The sequence below is a fragment of the Streptomyces sp. NPDC005202 genome (assembly GCF_040608235.1).
GTDB lineage: Bacteria > Actinomycetota > Actinomycetes > Streptomycetales > Streptomycetaceae > Streptomyces.
Window position 1 is genome coordinate 38705 of sequence record NZ_JBEXHW010000005.1, and the last position, 15710, is coordinate 54414.

The 15710-nt window shown below is 71.9% G+C and carries 10 protein-coding genes and 8 pseudogenes; 14 read left to right on the forward strand and 4 right to left on the reverse strand.

The window, feature by feature from the left end; translation table 11 throughout:
* Window positions 1-51: 51 nt before the first annotated feature.
* Window positions 52-522 (reverse strand): hypothetical protein, encoded by a 471-nt coding sequence (locus ABZV31_RS11410; RefSeq protein ID WP_355891334.1) that lies wholly within the window; start codon window positions 520-522, stop codon window positions 52-54.
* Window positions 523-988: 466 nt separating this feature from the next.
* Here ABZV31_RS11410 and ABZV31_RS11415 point away from each other — a divergent pair, with 466 nt between their 5' ends.
* Window positions 989-1162 carry a hypothetical protein gene (locus tag ABZV31_RS11415; protein WP_355891337.1) on the forward strand — a complete coding sequence of 58 codons (174 nt, stop codon included), beginning with the start codon at window positions 989-991 and terminating at the stop codon, window positions 1160-1162.
* A gap of 54 nt (window positions 1163-1216) precedes the next feature.
* The gene (locus tag ABZV31_RS11420; protein WP_355891340.1) at window positions 1217-1699 is read left to right on the forward strand and encodes a GNAT family N-acetyltransferase; all 483 of its coding nucleotides are present in this window, start codon (window positions 1217-1219) and stop codon (window positions 1697-1699) included.
* A gap of 32 nt (window positions 1700-1731) precedes the next feature.
* On the opposite strand, the gene ABZV31_RS11425 is transcribed toward ABZV31_RS11420, so the two are convergent.
* Entirely contained in the window at window positions 1732-3075 is a 1344-nt protein-coding gene (locus tag ABZV31_RS11425) for an amidase (protein ID WP_355891343.1), read from the reverse strand.
* 270 nt (window positions 3076-3345) lie between these two features.
* On the opposite strand from ABZV31_RS11425, the pseudogene ABZV31_RS11430 reads away from it, so the two are divergent.
* From ABZV31_RS11430 to ABZV31_RS11445, 4 pseudogenes are all read left to right on the forward strand, one after another.
* Window positions 3346-4449, forward strand: a pseudogene (locus ABZV31_RS11430) (alpha-L-fucosidase).
* A gap of 15 nt (window positions 4450-4464) precedes the next feature.
* A pseudogene (locus tag ABZV31_RS11435) lies at window positions 4465-4944 on the forward strand (nucleotide exchange factor GrpE); the annotation flags it as partial.
* Window positions 4945-4950: 6 nt separating this feature from the next.
* A pseudogene (locus tag ABZV31_RS11440) lies at window positions 4951-5883 on the forward strand (J domain-containing protein).
* Window positions 5880-6071 (forward strand): annotated as a pseudogene (locus ABZV31_RS11445) (MerR family transcriptional regulator); the annotation flags it as partial. The pseudogenes ABZV31_RS11440 and ABZV31_RS11445, both read left to right, overlap by 4 nt.
* A gap of 27 nt (window positions 6072-6098) precedes the next feature.
* On the opposite strand, the pseudogene ABZV31_RS11450 reads toward ABZV31_RS11445, so the two are convergent.
* Window positions 6099-6218, reverse strand: a pseudogene (locus ABZV31_RS11450) (substrate-binding domain-containing protein); the annotation flags it as partial.
* Between the two features lie 107 nt (window positions 6219-6325).
* On the opposite strand from ABZV31_RS11450, the pseudogene ABZV31_RS11455 reads away from it, so the two are divergent.
* From ABZV31_RS11455 to ABZV31_RS11475, 5 genes and pseudogenes are all read left to right on the forward strand, one after another.
* A pseudogene (locus ABZV31_RS11455) lies at window positions 6326-6748 on the forward strand (sugar ABC transporter permease); the annotation flags it as partial.
* 61 nt (window positions 6749-6809) lie between these two features.
* Window positions 6810-6935: pseudogene (locus ABZV31_RS11460) on the forward strand (glycosyl hydrolase); the annotation flags it as partial.
* 45 nt (window positions 6936-6980) lie between these two features.
* Window positions 6981-7265: pseudogene (locus ABZV31_RS11465) on the forward strand (endo-beta-N-acetylglucosaminidase); the annotation flags it as partial.
* 44 nt (window positions 7266-7309) lie between these two features.
* Entirely contained in the window at window positions 7310-10330 is a 3021-nt protein-coding gene (locus ABZV31_RS11470) for a glycoside hydrolase family 38 C-terminal domain-containing protein (RefSeq protein ID WP_355891346.1), read from the forward strand.
* Between the two features lie 120 nt (window positions 10331-10450).
* A complete protein-coding gene (locus tag ABZV31_RS11475; protein WP_355891349.1) occupies window positions 10451-10918 on the forward strand; it encodes a DUF4231 domain-containing protein in 468 nt (155 codons plus the stop codon).
* A 149-nt stretch (window positions 10919-11067) separates the two neighbouring features.
* Here ABZV31_RS11475 and ABZV31_RS11480 read toward each other — a convergent pair whose 3' ends face one another.
* The gene (locus ABZV31_RS11480) at window positions 11068-11805 is read right to left on the reverse strand and encodes an FCD domain-containing protein (RefSeq protein WP_355891352.1); all 738 of its coding nucleotides are present in this window, start codon (window positions 11803-11805) and stop codon (window positions 11068-11070) included.
* Between the two features lie 163 nt (window positions 11806-11968).
* On the opposite strand from ABZV31_RS11480, the gene ABZV31_RS11485 reads away from it, so the two are divergent.
* The 3 genes from ABZV31_RS11485 to ABZV31_RS11495 are packed head-to-tail and all read left to right on the forward strand — an operon-like array spanning window position 11969 to window position 15685.
* Window positions 11969-13054 (forward strand): sugar ABC transporter substrate-binding protein, encoded by a 1086-nt coding sequence (locus tag ABZV31_RS11485; protein WP_355891355.1) that lies wholly within the window; start codon window positions 11969-11971, stop codon window positions 13052-13054.
* Window positions 13051-14664 carry a sugar ABC transporter ATP-binding protein gene (locus tag ABZV31_RS11490; protein ID WP_355891358.1) on the forward strand — a complete coding sequence of 538 codons (1614 nt, stop codon included), beginning with the start codon at window positions 13051-13053 and terminating at the stop codon, window positions 14662-14664. Before ABZV31_RS11485 ends, ABZV31_RS11490 begins: the two co-directional genes overlap by 4 nt.
* Window positions 14657-15685: an ABC transporter permease gene (locus ABZV31_RS11495; protein ID WP_355891361.1), complete on the forward strand. Its 1029-nt coding sequence runs from the start codon at window positions 14657-14659 to the stop codon at window positions 15683-15685. Before ABZV31_RS11490 ends, ABZV31_RS11495 begins: the two co-directional genes overlap by 8 nt.
* Window positions 15686-15710 lie beyond the last annotated feature (25 nt).

Genomic DNA, 15710 nt, shown 5'->3' on the forward strand with positions numbered 1-15710 from the left:
CGGCCATGCCCGAGACGAAGAGCCGGCCGGACGATGTCCCCTGACGGAGGGTCAGTCAACGGCTCCCAGCCGTGAGGCCCGCGCCGCCACGAGTTCCAGAACCGTCCGCCAGTCCTCCAGGACCCCGGCGTCGAGGCCGTCGGTGCGGGCCTCCTCGTCCGCCTGGCGCAGGGTCAGGACGTCGTCGTCGGCCAGGGCTTCGGCGTCGCTCGGGGCGCCGTCCCGGGCGGCCGCGTGCCGTACCAGGCGGCAGACGCGTTCGCCGAGCAGACCGCGGACCGCGTCGGCCGCACGGTGAGCGGCTCCGGCCCCGTCGGCAGGGTGCAGCAGGTGCCCGATGTCGTGCACCAGGCCCGCCACCTGGAGCTCCTTGTCGGCGGGGCGGCGCCGACGCAGCAGTGCGGCGGTGCGCAGGGCGTGGTCGTGCAGGTCGACGGGCCGGTCGTCGTGATCCGGCGTGTCGGCGGCGCCCCGGCAGGCGTACAGCAGGTCCATCAGCTCCTCGACGCTGCGCAGCTCCATGCGTCAGTCCTCCCGCGAGACAGCCGTTGCGGTAGGTCAGCAGAGCATGGCGAGCTTGCGTCTCAGCCAACGGCACTTGAACTGCACAACCTTCGCTCTGATGTCCGTGACAGCAGCTTCATGTAGGCCGGTCGGGTGAATTCTGGACAGCGCATTACCTGACGAAATTACCCGTAACGGGCTGAATGAACACGGCCGACTTCAGAAAGTTACCCGTTGTTTGCGGCCCCATCGAGCGGGGGGCTGCTCATTTGGTTAATCTGGAGTAGACGGACAGCACCAAGGGGTTCCCACCACACCCATGGTCCGTCCCGGGGCAAGCCGGTCCACAACGGCCTGCTCGCAACCGAGTTGCCGGCGCCACCGCGTCCGACCTGCCTTCGACCCAGACCCGAGCGGGCGCCAGGTGCCGGACGGCTGACCGGCAGGGATGCCCCGAGGGTGACCGACACATAAGGAGTGCGCGGTGACACCGGAGAAGACGAATCGCGATCAGCGCCCCGAGGAACGCACGGAACGCGTGGGCCGGCGGCCCGGGGACCTCGGCAGCCTCGACGTGTGGGCCCGGTCCGCCCCGATCCGCCTGGCGGGCTACGAGGACGACCTCGCCGAGCCGCACATCCTGCCCAGCGTGGACTGACCCGGCAGGACCCATCGCGATCGCCGACCGCATGGGCGTGCGAGACTCACGCCCATGCTGATCAGAGAAGCCGTGGCCGAGGACTGGCCGCGGATCTGGCCCATCTGGCACCGGATCGTCGCCGCCGCCGAGACCTACGCCTGGGACCCGGACACCTCCGAGGAGGACGCCCGGGCCCTGTGGATGAGTCCGGCCAAACGCGTGTACGTCGCCGAGGACGCCACCGGAGCCGTCGTCGGCTCCGCCTACGTCACTCCCAACTACGGCGGCCCCGCCGCACGCATCGCCAACGCGGGCTTCATGGTCGACCCCGACCACGCCGGACAGGGCATCGGCCGCGCGCTGGCCGAACACGTCCTGGCGGCCGCCAAGGCCGATGGCTACCGCGGCATGGTCTTCAACGCCGTCGTCGAGACCAACCCCGCTGTCGGACTGTGGACCTCCCTCGGCTTCACCATCCTCGGCACCGTGCCGGAAGCGTACGAGCATCCCCGGCACGGCCTGGTGGGGCTGCACATCATGTACAAGGCCCTCTGAGGCGCGTCCTGGCGCTGCGCCGCGTCCGGGCGCTACGCCAGGCCGGCCGTCCGCTGCCACGGGTGCAGCCGCTCGATCTGCTCCGCCAGGTCGAGCAGATCCGCCTCCGAGCCCGGGCGGCCCACGAGTTGTACGGCGCAGGGCGCGCCGGAGGGCAGGGCGCCGAACGGGACCGACATCGCGGGCCAGCCGGTCAGGTTCCACGGTGGCGTCATCGGCGAGTAGTTGCTGTTGGCCAGCACGTTGGGAAGCCAGCCCCGCTCGTGCCAGGGCCCGGCCTTGGGGGAGCGGCGGGCCAGCGTCGGGGTGAGCAGCACGTCGTGCTCGGCGAAGAACGGCTCGAGCCGCCTGCGCAGCTGCTCCCGCTGGGCGCCCGTGCGCACCCCGTTCACGAAGCGCTGCCCGACGGCGGCATGGACCCGGGTGCGCCGGGCCAGCCGCCGAGGGTCGAGACCCGCGGCGTCCACGGCCGTGCCCGCCGTCCAGTGCTGCAGGGCGGTGACGCCCAGCGACAGCGGATACGGCGGCTCGGCGCGCACCACCCGGTGTCCCGCTCCGGCCAGCACCCGGGCCGCGTCCCGTACCGCGGCCGCGTACGGCTTGCTGATGGTGACACCGGCCAGGGGGCTGCGTACGGACACGGCGATGGTGCGGGTGACGGGCTCCTCCCGGCGCACGACCTCGGTGTCGGCCAGCACGGAGAGCATCAGGCGGGCGTCCTCGACCGTGGTGGCGAGCGGGCCGTTCTCGGACATGCCGAACCAGTCGCCGTCGCTGATGCCCGCAGGCACCACCCCGTGGCCCGGCTTGATGGTGACCAGGCCGCAGTTGGCGGCCGGGATGCGCAGCGAGCCCATGCCGTCGTTGCCCAGGGCGATCGGCACCATCCCGGCGGCGACCGCGGCCGCGCTGCCGCCCGAGGAGCCGCCCGCCGTGCGGGTGGTGTCCCACGGGTTGCGGGCGGTGCCGTGCACACCCTCCGTGGTGCCGAAGACGCACAGTTCGGGCACGTTCGTCAGTCCGACGACCACCGCGCCCGCCGCCCGCAGCCGGGCCACGGTGACATGGTCGTCCTCGGCGGGCGTGTCCGGGGTCGCGGCCGACCCGATGCGCGTGGACTCGCCCCGCACCGCGAGGTTGTCCTTGACGGCCACCGGCACGCCCGCGAGGGGGAGTTCGTCCAGGTCGGGCCGGGCCGCGACCTCGTCGGCCTCGGCCAGCGCCGCCTCGGCGCGGACGGTCCGGAAGGCGCCGACGCGGCCGTCGAGCCGCTCGATCCGGGCGAGGTGTTCGGCCACCACCTCGCGGGGCGTGGCCCGCTTCTCGCGTACGGCGGCGGCGATCTCGGCGGCACTCCGGCCGACCCAGCTGGTCACGGGCGCTCCTCGGGAGGGGACGGGCATGGTCGTACTCGTGGGTACGTAGGGAGAACTGTGCCCGGATGCGGGCGCCGCGTCGAGGGGCCCTCGCGCTGAGAGATGGGGATCGGTCTTCTTGGCCTTTTCACGGCGCGCCGGTCGGGCGAGGGCCGTCGACCGGCAGGTCATCCGATCAATAAATCAACTCCCTTGGTTCCCTGCCCCATTGACAGTCTCTGGGGTCCGTCCAATCATCAGACATCCGATGAATGGGAGCCGCTCATGAGCATGTATCCAAGACGTCAGGTCCTGGTGCCGCGGCGGGCGTCGCCGCCTCGGCCGCCCTGCCGCTCACCGCGCCGACGGACGCACGGGCCGCCGATCCGGGGCACCGCACCCGGCACCGCCCGGGACGGCGCGGTCACCGTCACCGGACGCGGCACCCAGGTGGCGGCCAGGACAAGCAGGTTGACGCTCGGCGTCGCCGACTACCGGCCCACCGAGGCCTCCCTGTCCGCACACCAGGCGCCGTACTGGTTCCAGGCCGCCAAGTTCGGCATCTTCATCCACTGGGGCGTCTACTCCGTCCCCGCCTGGTCGCCCGTCGGCAAGCAGTACGCCGAGTGGTACTGGAACCACCTGCAGGACCCGGGCAACGCGGTGTACGCCTACCATCGGGACACGTACGGCGAGGACTTCGCCTACGACGACTTCATCCCGCGGTTCACCGCGGAGAAGTTCGACCCGCGGGCGTGAGTGGAACTGTTCCGGGACGCCGGCGCCCAGTACCACGTGCTCACCTCGAAGCACCACGAGGGCTTCGCCCTGTGGGACACCAAGGTCTCCGACCGCAACGCCGTGAAGATGGGCCCCAAGCGGGACCTGATCAAGGAACTCTTCGAGGCGTCCCGCCGGTACGCCCCCGAACTCCACCGCGGCCTGTACTTCTCGATGCCCGAATGGTTCAACCCCGACCATCCCTGGATGGGGCACGCCCCGCGCAATCCGTACACGCTCCAGCCGGTGCCCTACACCGGATACACCGCGGGCAAGGACTACGTGAAGGACTACCAGGCCCCGCAGACGCTCTTCGGCCTGCTCAACTGGGTCAACCCGGTCGTCTCCGGCCTGCTGCTGGCCCTGTACGGACTGATCTTCGGAGCGGTCGTCGGCGCCCTGTTCGGCCTGCTGCTGCACGCGGCGCAGGGCGGTCGCCGGGACTTCGCCTCGGTCCGCTCCATGCAGCCCAGCCGGTACGACGTCGTGGCCGACGACGATGTCGCCGACGAGGCGGTCCGGCTGCTCGCCGGACTGGACAGCAGGGCCGGCGCGCGCACGAAGAGCGGGCCCCGAAGCAGCGGCCGCCCCGAGAGCGGACCCGCCCCGACCTGAAAGACCGCGCAGGCCGAGCCGGGGCCCGACGCGGCGACCGGCCCCGCCGCACCCGAGGACGAGTACGCAGCCGCGCTGAAGGAGGTCGAGGACCGCTGGCGCCGCGCCCTCGCCGACCTCGACAACCTGCGCAAACGCCACGCCAGGGAGCTGGAGCGGGAACGGGCCGTGGAGCGGGCACGCACGGCCGCGGCCTTTCTGCCCGTCATCGACAACCTCGAACTCGCCCTGAGCCACGCGGGCGCCGACCCCGGCGCGATCGTCGAGGGCGTCCGGGCCGTGCGCGACCAGGCCGTGAACGTCCTCGAACGCCTCGGCTACCCGCGCCACGCCGAGACGGGCGTGGCCTTCGACCCCACCCGGCACGAGGTCGTCGGCGTGGTCCAGGACCCCGACGCCGCACCGAACACCGTGGTCCAGGTGCTGCGCCCCGGCTACGGAGAGGCCCAGCAGCAGCTGAGGCCGGCTGCCGTGACCGTCGCCAAGCGGGAGTGACCGTCGATGGCACGCGACTTCTACGAGGTGCTCGGCGTCCCGCGCAACGCCGACCGCGACGAGATCCAGCGGGCCTACCGCTCCCTGGCCCGCAAGTACCACCCCGACGTCAACAAGGACCCCGGGGCGGAGGACCGGTTCAAGGAGATCAACGAGGCCTTCAGCGTCCTGTCCGACCCGGACCAGCGGGCCCGCTACGACCGCTTCGGCGAGGACTTCCGGAAGATCCCCGAGGACTGGGACGAGCGGGTCGCTGCCGGCGCGGGAGCCGGCGGCGGCTTCCGGTGGTCCACCGGGGGCGGCGGCCCCCGGGTGCGGTAGGGCACCACCGGCTTCGGCGACGAAGGCGTCGACTTCGAGGACCTGTTCGGCTCGTTCTTCGGCGGCGCCGGGCGGATGCGCATCCCCGGAGCCGACCAGGAGGCCGAACTGCCGCTCACCGTCGAGGAGGCCTACCGCGGTGGCCGCCGCACCGTCACCCTCACCGGGCCCTCCGGGCAGCGGCGCTACGAGGTCGACGTGCCGCCCGGGGTCACGGACGGGCAGCGCATCCGGCTGGCCGGCGAAGGCGGCCGGGGCAGCGGCCCCGCCGGAGACCTGTACCTGCGGGTGCGGATCCAGCCGCACCCCCAGTTCCGCCTCGAGGGCCGGAACGTCCACGTCCAGCTTCCGGTCACCCCCTGGGAGGCCGCGCTCGGCGCGACCGTACCCGTGCCCACGCCGAGCGGCGCCACAGCGAAGGTGACGGTGCCCGCTGGCTCCTCGAGCGGCCGGCGGCTGCGGCGGCGCGGCGAGGGCATGCCGGGGCCACGCGGCACGGGCGGCGACCTCTACGCCGAGCTCCGCGTCATGGTGCCGCCCCGGCTCAGCGACCGGGAGCGCGAACTGTTCGAGGAACTCGCCGCCGTCTCCTCGTTCGACCCCAGGAGGACACGATGACCGACCGACCGGCCGAGACGCGCGGGGCACCGGAGCGGACGGCTCCGGCAGCAGCGCGCGTGCAGTACGCGATCGTGCCCGTGCCCAGGCTTTCCCTGGAGACCGTCGCCCGCCGCTCCGGCCTGCATCCCGACCTGATCCGCCGGTTCGTCGCCCTCGGACTGGTGGATGCCGAGCGCGACGCAGCCGTCACCCGCCGGGTTCTTGGGACCGCCGCTCCCCCGGGACAGGGCGGACAGCCACGGCTTGACCATGCGGCACAGCGCCGAGTCCTCCCAGGCCACCACCGACACGTCCGCCGGAACCGAGAAGCCGAGCTCGGCCGCGGCGGCGACCCGCCCTCGACCCGCAGGCGCTGACCGCGACCCCCGAGTCGTCCGGAAAGAAGTTCCTCACCGAGGCCGTCGCCATGAACCCCGGCAGCGCCCTGGACCTCGACAGGCTGCTTCTGTTGAGCGCCATGGCCGTCACGGTGTGGAAGGGCCTGGGCTACTACGTGATCATTTACCTGGCGGCGCTCGCCAACGTGCCGCGCGAGCTGCACGAGGCCGCCGCGGTGGACGGCGCGGGCGCGGTGCGCCGCTTCCTGACGGTCACCGTGCCGGCCGTCCGCTCGACCATGGTCCTCGTCGGTGCGCTCTCCTCGGTCGCCGCCTTCAAGGTCTTCTCCGAGGTGTACCTGATGGCCGGCCCCAGTGGCGGCCCGGCGGGCGAGGACACCACCCTCGTCATGCTCGTGCAGCGCACCGGCACCGGCCTGACCGGCCGCGTCGACTACGCCTCCGCCATCTCCCTCGTCGTCTTCGTCGTCACCGTTGCGCTGATGTTGCTCGTCCTGCGCGCCGACCGGAGGGAGGAGACGTGAGCGTCACCGAGCAGGCACGGCCCGTCGAGGCGCCGACCGCCGTCCGCGAACCCCGGGGGACCTGGTCCGGCTCGTCGACGCGGCCGCCGAACGTGGTCTCGACGTCAGCGTGGACGGCCTGCAAGGGCACTTGTCGAGCTTCGACTTCCTGCCGGCCTGGACCCGGACCTGGCACCGGCGCAACCTGTGACCGTGTACGCGATCGGCGTCCGGCTGACCGCGACCGACGGGGCCGGCCGCACCCACCGGAGTGCGGATCACCGCCGCCTCCGGAGGCGACCTGCGCTTCGCCTGGAACCCCGCACCCGGCGCCGTACGCCACTACGCCCTGCACCGCGTCCTGCCCGACGGAAGGATGCGGTTCCTCCGGCGGTTCCTCGGCGGCACGTGCCAGCGGGCGTACTTCGTCGGCGGCCTGACGCCCGCGCCGGGCGAGCAGACGGCGCGATTCGAACTGCGTGCGGTGGGGGAGCTGTACACCTCGTCGGCCCCTGTGACCGTCACCCACACCTGGTAACCACCCGCTGACGTACGACCTCACGACCTACGGAGCACCCCGCCATGCATGACGACCGCAGCCTGGTCGAGGCCCGCCTCAGGCGCGTCCTCGAGGAGCGCATCCGCCCCGCCGTGTACCCCGAGTCCGTGCCGCTGGAGGTGGCGGTGTGGCATGCGCCCGGCGAGCCCGTGCCGGTCGCGGAGGGACTCGCGGCCGAGCCCGAGCCGATCGAGGTGGGCGCCCGGTGGGGTGCTCCGTGGGGCACCAGCTGGTTCCGGGTCACCGGGACCGTGCCCGAGGCGTGGGCCGGGAGGACCGTCGAGGCGCTGCTGGACCTCGGGTTCGACGAGAACATGCCCGGCTTCCAGTGCGAGGGCCTGGTCTACCGGCCCGACGGCACCCCGGTGAAGGGCCTCAACCCGCGCAACCAGTGGGTGCGCATCGGCGCGCCCGTCGCGGGCGGCGAGGAGGTACGGCTGCACATCGAGGCCGCCTCCAACCCCGTCATCCTCGACTACCACCCCTTCCGGCCCACGCAGCTCGGCGACAAGGAGACCGCGGGCAGCGACCCGCAGTACACGCTGACCCGCATGGACCTCGCCGTCTTCGACGAGACCGTGTGGCAACTGGTGATCGACCTGGAGGTGCTCGGCGAGCTGATGGCCGAGCTGCCCGTGGAGTCGGCGCGCCGCTGGGAGATCCTGCGGGCGGTGGAGAGGGCGCTCGACGCGGTCGACCTGCAGGACGTGAACGGCACGGCGGCAAGGGCCCGTTCCCAGCTCACCGAGGTGCTCGCCGCCCCGGCCGTGCCCTCCGCCCACCGCATCAGCGCCGTCGGGCACGCGCACATCGACTCGGCGTGGCTGTGGCCGCTGCGCGAGACCGTGCGCAAGGTGGCCCGTACGACGTCCAACATGACCGCGCTGCTGGAGGACGAGCCCGACTTCGTCTTCGCCATGTCGCAGGCGCAGCAGTGGGCGTGGGTGAAGGAGCACCGGCCCGAGGTGTGGGCGCGGGTGAAGAAGGCGGTGGCGGACGGGCGGTTCGTGCCGGCCGGCGGCATGTGGGTGGAGTCGGACACCAACATGCCGGGCTCGGAGGCGATGGCCCGGCAGTTCGTGCACGGCAAGCGGTTCTTCCTCGACGAGTTCGGCATCGAGAACGACGAGGCCTGGCTCCCCGACACCTTCGGCTTCGCCGCGGGCCTGCCGCAGATCATCAGGGCGGCGGGCTCCACGCGGCTGCTGACGCAGAAGATCTCCTGGTCGCAGACCAACCAGTTCCCGCACCACACCTTCCAGTGGGAGGGCATCGACGGCACCCGGATCTTCACCCACTTCCCGCCCGTCGACACCTACAACTGCTCCATGAAGGGCAGCGAAATCGCCCACGCCGCCCGCAACTTCAAGGACAAGGGCGTCGCTTGGCACTCCCTCGCGCCCACCGGCTGGGGCGACGGAGGCGGCGGCACCACCCGCGAGATGGTCGCCAAGGCCGCCCGGCTGCGCGACCTCGAAGGCTCGGCCAGGGTGGAGTGGGAGACCCCGCAGGCCTTCTTCGACAAGGCCGAGGCCGAATACCCCGACCCACCCGTGTGGGTCGGCGAGCTCTACCTCGAACTGCACCGCGCCACCCTTACCAGCCAGGCCCGGACCAAGCAGGACAACCGGCGCAGCGAACACCTCCTGCGGGAGGCCGAACTGTGGGCGGCAACGGCCGCCGTCCGCACCGGATTCGCCTACCCCTACGAGGAGTTGGACCGCATCTGGAAGACGGTGCTGCTCCACCAGTTTCACGACATCCTGCCGGGTTCGTCCATCGCCTGGGTGCATCGCGAGGCGCGGGCGACCTACGGGCGGATCGCCGAGAAGCTGAACGGGATCATCGACGCCGCCCAGCGGGCCCTCGCGGGCGAGGGCACGACGCCGCTCGTGTTCAACGCGGCGCCGCACCCCCGGGCCGGCGTCCCGGCGGGCGGCGCGGCACCTGCGCGGACCGAGGGCGAGACGGCACTCGCGCCGCGCACGGACGGCGGACACGTGCTGGACAACGGCCTGCTGCGGATCGAGATCGACGCCCAGGGCCTCGTCGTCTCGGTGTACGACATCGAGGCCGACCGCGAGACGATCGCCCCTGGCCGGGCCGCGAACCTCCTCCAGCTCCACCCCGACTTCCCGAACATGTGGGACGCCTGGGACGTGGACGAGTTCTACCGCAACACGGTCACCGACCTGACCGACGCCGACTCAGTGACCGCCGGCGAGGACGGCGCGTCGGTGCGGATCGCACGGTCCTTCGGCGCGTCCCGCGTCACCCAGGTGCTGTCGCTGCCGCCGGGGGAGCGGCGGCTGGTGCTGGACACGGAGGTCGACTGGCACGAGACGGAGAAGTTCCTCAAGCTGGCCTTCCCGCTCGACGTGCACGCCGAACGGTACGCGTCGGAGACCCAGTTCGGGCACTTCCACCGCCCCACCCACACCAACACCTCCTGGGAGGCGGCCAAGTTCGAGGCCTGCAACCACCGCTTCGTGCACGTGGCGGAGCCCGGCTGGGGCGTCGCGGTCGTCAACGACTCCACGTACGGCCACGACGTGACCCGCACCGTCCGCACCGACGGCGACCGCGGTACGACCACCACGGTCCGCGTCTCGCTCCTGCGCGCCCCGCGCTTCCCGGACCCCGAGACCGACCAGGGCGTCCACCGCTTCCGGCACGCCCTGGTACCGGGCGCGGACATCGGGGACGCGGTGCGCGAGGGCTGGCGGCTCAACCTGCCGGAGCGTCACGTGACCGGCGCCGGGGAGGTCGCCCCGCTGGTGACGGTGGACGAGGACGCGGTGGTGGTGACGGCGGTGAAGCTCGCCGACGACGGCAGCGGCGACGTGGTGGTCCGGTTCCACGAGGCGTGCGGCGGACGGGCCCGGGCGACGCTGACCGCGGACTTCGCGTTCGCGTCGGTGACGGTCACCGACCTGCTGGAGCGGCCGCTGCCCGACGCGGCCGCTCCGGAGCGGGACCGGGGCCGCATCAGGCTGGCGCTGCGGCCGTTCGAGCTGATGACCTTGAGGTTCCGGCGAGCATGAGGCGGCGGAACGCACGGTGGGCGCCCGGCGCGCCCGCCGTGCGCCCGCCCCGGCTTTCCCCGGCTTTCCCCGGCTTTCCCCGGCTTTCCCCCGCGCGGGCACGGCCACGATGATGTGGCGATGAGACGACGAAGGGTCCCCGACCACTCCTGGGCCTTGGAACCGGATCCCCTGCTGGCCCTCGCCCGGCGGGAGTTGGCGTTCTACGCACGGACCTGCGACCGGGCGAGGAGGCTGCACTACGTGACGGAGCTGGGCGCCCTCCTCACGACATCGATGACGGTCGTCGCCGCCGGTCTGCACGCACCGGCCTGGCTGACCGCGCTGATCGCGGGCGGTGCCGTCTTCTTCACCGGCGTGCGGCAGCTGTTCAGCCCCGGCTCGCGCTGGGTGCTGGCCGCGCGGGCGAGGGAGACGCTGCGCCGGGCGCTCGACCGGTACCTGCTCCTGCCCGAGCCGGAACGCGACGTGGCGGCCCGGCAGTCCCTGCAGACGCTGATCGAGGAGGTTGGCGCCAACGAATTGCGGGAGTGGTCGGAGGCGCAGGGGCGCCGACCGGAACCACCCGTGCCCGCGACGGGCGCCTGAGCCTGGCCATGCCCTCGCGGCGGGCGCCTGAGCCTGGCCATGCCCTCGCGGCGGGCGCCTGAGCCTGGCCATGCCCCCGCGACGGGCGCCTGAGCCTGGCCATGCCCCCGCGGCCCGCGGACGCTGGACCGGTCTCCGTACGACGCCGGTCAGGATCTCAGCTGCGTCCTGAGCCACTCCTCCACCTCGCCCACGTGCGCGGCCGCGGCCGCCCGGGCCGCCTCCGGGTCGCGGGCGGCCAGCGCGCGGTGGATGGCGGCGTGTTCGCGGCGGGTGCGGGCGAAGGCGCCCTCCTCCTGGTAGCCGCGCCAGACGCGGGCGCGGAAGGTGCGTGAGGACAGGCCTTCGAGGATCGCGGCCATGGTGTCGTTGCCCGCGGCGGCCGCGATCTCGCGGTGGAAGGCCAGGTCGTGGGCGAGGATCTCCTCCGGGTCGTCGGTGGCGTTCATCGCCGCGAGGTGTTTCTCGACTTCGGCCAGCTGGTCCACGGTGATGCGCGCCGCGGCCAGCGCGGTCGCCGTCGACTCCAGGATGCGGCGGACCTCCAGCAGCTCCACCAGGCGGGGGCCCCGGGACAGATCGGCCACGACCCCGAAGGTCTCCAGCAGGTCACCGGCCTCCAGCTGGGTGACGTAGATGCCCGAGCCGTGCCGGGCCTCCAGCATGCCGAGGACCGTCAGCGCGCGGATCGCCTCGCGCATCGAGCTGCGGGAGATGCCCAGCTGGGCCGCGAGGTCGCGCTCCGTGGGCAGCCGCTGGCCCGGCTCCAGCAGGCCCTCGGCGATCATCGCCTTGATCCGCTCGATGGCGCGCTGCGTCACCGTGCCCTTCTGCGGAGCGTTCGCAGTGGGCTCCGGCTCCGTCTCCCCGGTCACGGTCTCGTCCACGCCACGCCCTCCTGTCGCCGTGCGCCGCAGTCTAACCACCGATGTGGTCCGACCACTACGGCCGGAAAGCCCGAGAATTTGGCACCGCGGGGTGTTGTATCGCCCGAGTGGTCTGATAAGTATGCGGGCAACTGCTCGATCACGCTCGATGAGGAGCCGACAGATGGCCGGCAGAGAAGTGCGGAACGGACGGCAAGGCAGGCGAATCTCCCCGTGGGCGCTGCGCGCGACGGCTGCGGCCGCCTGCGGCACCCTGGCGCTCACGGCATGCGGCAGCACCAAGGACAACGGCCCCGCCACCGCCGGAGGCGACGGCAGCGGCAAGGTCGGGGTGATCCTGCCCCTGCTGACCTCGCCGTTCTGGCAGTCGTACAACGACTACGTGCCGAAGATGGCCACGTCCGAAGGCGTCGACGCACTGAAGACGGTCAACTCCAACAGTGACCCCTCACAGCAGATCACCGACATCAACAACGAGCTCAACCAGGGCGTCAAGGGCCTCGTCGTCGCCCCGCTGGACAGCGCCGCCATCCAGGCCGGCCTCGACCAGGCCGAGCGCAAGGGCGTACCCGTGGTCGCCGTCGACGTGGCGCCCGACAAGGGCAAGGTCGCCATGGTCGTCCGGGCGAACAACGTCGCCTACGGCGAGAAGGCCTGCCAGTACCTCGGCGCGCACGTCAGCTCCGGCAAGGTCGTGCAGATCATGGGCGACCTCGCCTCGGTCAACGGCCGTGAGCGCTCGGAGGCGTTCCGCACCTGCGTGAAGAAGAACTTCCCCAAGCTGAAGGTCCTGGAGATCCCCGCCAAGTGGGAGTCCGACACCGCGGCCTCCAAGCTCGACACGCTGCTCAACGCCAACCCCGACATCAAGGGCGTCTACCTGCAGGCCGGCGGCGTCTACCTCGCGCCCACCCTGCAGACCCTGAAGTCCAAGAACATGCTGAAGAAGGCCGGTCGGGCCGGTCACATCGTGATCGTCTCCAACGACGGCATCCCGCAGGAGTTCGACGCCATCCGCAGGGGCGAGATCGACGCCACCGTCTCCCAGCCCGCCGACGCCTACGCCAAGTACGGCATGTACTACATCAAGGCGGCGATGCAGGGGAAGACGTTCAAGCCCGGCCCGACCGACCACGACTCCACGATCGTCAAGCTGCCCAGCGGCATCCTCGAGGACCAGCTGCCCGCGCCCCTGGTGACCAAGGACAACGTCGACGACCCCAAGCTCTGGGGCAACACGGTCAAATGAGCACCCAGGAAAGCCCGGTCACCCCGCTCGTCGAGGCGCGGGGCATCGTCAAGCGGTACGGTCCCACCGTCGCCCTCACCGACGGCCGGCTCACCGTGCTGCCCGGCGAGTCCCACGCCCTCGTCGGCCGCAACGGCGCCGGCAAGTCCACGCTCGTCACGGTCCTCACCGGCCTGCAGGCCCCCGACGAGGGCGAGGTCCGCTTCGACGGCGAGCCCGCACCCCCGCTCACCGACCGCGACGCCTGGCGCCGCAAGGTCGCCTGCGTGTACCAGAAGCCGACTCTCGTCCCGGAACTGACGGTTGCCGAAAATCTCTTCATGGCGGAGATGCACGCCGCCAAGCCGACCAGGCTCAGCTTCAGGGTCGGCCGGGGGTCAGGGGGTCGTCCCCCGGGTGGACACAGCATCAACCGACAGCCCACCGGCCGCGGCGGCTTCATCAGCTGGCGCCGGCTCAAGGCCGGGGCCGCCGAGCTGCTCGACACCTGGGACGTGCACGTCGACCCCCAGGCCCGCACCGCCGACCTCAAGGTCGAGGACCGTCAAATGGTCGAGATCGCACGGGCGTTGAGCTTCGGCGCGCGGTTCATCATCCTCGACGAACCCACCGCCCAGCTCGACAACCGCGAGATCGAACGGCTGTTCACCCGGATGCGCGCCCTGCAGGACTCCGGCGTCACCTTCCTGTTCATCTCGCACCACCTGCAGGAGGTGTACGAGGTCTGCCAGACCGTCACCGTGCTGCGCGACGCCCGCTGGATCACCACCGCCCCCGTCGCCGACCTGCCGAGGGCGGCCCTGGTGGAGGCCATGGCGGGGGAGTCCCTGGCGGGGGAGTCCAGCGCCGAACAGGCCGTACGGCAGCGGTCCGTCGACGCCGACGCGCCCGTCCTCCTCGACGCGCGCGGGCTCACCTCCGAGGCGTACGAGAACGTCGACCTCACCGTGCGCGGCGGCGAGGTCGTCGGACTCGCCGGCTCCAGTGGCAGCGGCAAGATCGAGCTCGCCGAGGCCTTCGCCGGGCTGCACACCCCGACCGCCGGAACGGCCGAACTCGGCGGCAGAAAGCTTCCGTTCGGCGATGTGCAGGAGGCGCTCAAGGCGGGCGTGGGCTGTGTACCCCGCGACCGGCACGAGCAGGGACTGGTCGCCGGCATGACCGTCGGCGACAACGCCACCATGAGCGTCCTGGACCGGCTGGGCCGCTTCGGCTTCGTCGGCACCGACCGCAAACGCGGCTTCGCCGGCGAGCTGATCGAGCGCCTCGACATCCACACCGAGGGCCCCGAGCAGCCCGTCTCCGACCTGTCCGGCGGAAACGCGCAGAAGGTCGTGATGGCCCGCGCCCTCGCCTCCGACCCGCGCCTGCTCGTCCTCATCAACCCCACCGCGGGCGTCGACGTGAAGTCCAAGGAGTCCCTGCTGGCCCGGATGGACACCGCCCGCGAGGACGGCACCGCGGTGCTCGTCGTCTCCGACGAGCTCGACGACCTCAGGCGCTGCGACCGCGTCCTCGTCCTCTTCCACGGCCGTGTCGTCGCCGAGCACCAGGCCGGCTGGCGCGACCACGAGCTGATCGCCTCCATCGAAGGAGTGGACCATGGCTGACACCAAGGCGGCCCCGCCGCTCGCGCCCGTCCGCGCCCCCGCCGCGGGATCGGCCAGGACGGTCCTGCTGCGCCGGGCCCGCGAACTCGCCCTCGTACCCGCCCTGTTGCTCCTCATGGTGCTCGGCACGGCGGTCAACGACTCGTTCCTCACCGAGCGGAACCTGATCTCCATCCTCGGCGCCTCCGCCGCCCTCGCCATGGTCGTGCTCGCCGAGTCGCTGGTGCTCATCACCGGCAAATTCGACCTGTCCCTCGAGTCGGTCGTGGGCATCGCGCCCGCCGTGGGAGCGCTCCTCGTGCTGCCCTCGGCCCAGTCCGGCTGGGGAACGGAGTTCCCGGCCGCGCTCGCCCTGCTCGCGATCCTCGTCGTGGGCGCGGCCATCGGCGCCTTCAACGGCGTCCTCGTCGTCAAGTTCAAGCTCAACGCCTTCATCGTGACGCTGGCGATGCTGATCGTCCTGCGCGGTCTGCTGGTCGGCGCGACCAAGGGCAAGACGCTGTTCGGCATGCCCGACAGCTTCTACTCCCTGGCCACCACCACTTTCCTGACCATCCCGCTGTCGGTGTGGCTGGCCGCCGTGGCCTTCGCGGTCACCGGATTCCTGCTGAAGTACCACCGCATCGGGCGCGCCCTGTACGCGATCGGCGGCAACGCGGACGCGGCCCGCGCGGCCGGGATCCGCGTCGAGCGGGTCATGCTCGGCGTGTTCGTCGTCGCCGGAGTCCTCGCCTCGGTCGGCGGGATCATGCAGACCGGCTACGTGGGCGCGATCAGCGCCAACCAGGGCCAGAACATGATCTTCACGGTGTTCGCGGCCGCGGTGATCGGCGGCATCAGCCTGGACGGCGGCAAGGGCACCATGTTCGGCGCGCTGACCGGCGTCCTGCTGCTGGGCGTGGTCCAGAACCTGCTCACCCTCGCCCAGGTGCCGTCGTTCTGGATCCAGGCCATCTACGGCGGAATCATCCTTGTCGCCCTCATGATCGCCCGGGTGACGACGGGCCGCGCCCAGGACTGACCTCGCCGGTTCTCCCGTTATCGAC

Bases quoted from the DNA above. Each gene is read 5' to 3' on its own strand.
- ABZV31_RS11475 (WP_355891349.1), top strand. From the start codon at position 10,451: ATGAGACGACGAAGGGTCCCCGACCACTCCTGGGCCTTGGAACCGGAT.
- ABZV31_RS11420 (WP_355891340.1), top strand. From the start codon at position 1,217: ATGCTGATCAGAGAAGCCGTGGCCGAGGACTGGCCGCGGATCTGGCCC.
- ABZV31_RS11495 (WP_355891361.1), top strand. From the start codon at position 14,657: ATGGCTGACACCAAGGCGGCCCCGCCGCTCGCGCCCGTCCGCGCCCCC.
- ABZV31_RS11485 (WP_355891355.1), top strand. From the start codon at position 11,969: ATGGCCGGCAGAGAAGTGCGGAACGGACGGCAAGGCAGGCGAATCTCC.
- ABZV31_RS11490 (WP_355891358.1), top strand. From the start codon at position 13,051: ATGAGCACCCAGGAAAGCCCGGTCACCCCGCTCGTCGAGGCGCGGGGC.
- ABZV31_RS11410 (WP_355891334.1), bottom strand. From the start codon at position 522: ATGGAGCTGCGCAGCGTCGAGGAGCTGATGGACCTGCTGTACGCCTGC.
- ABZV31_RS11470 (WP_355891346.1), top strand. From the start codon at position 7,310: ATGCATGACGACCGCAGCCTGGTCGAGGCCCGCCTCAGGCGCGTCCTC.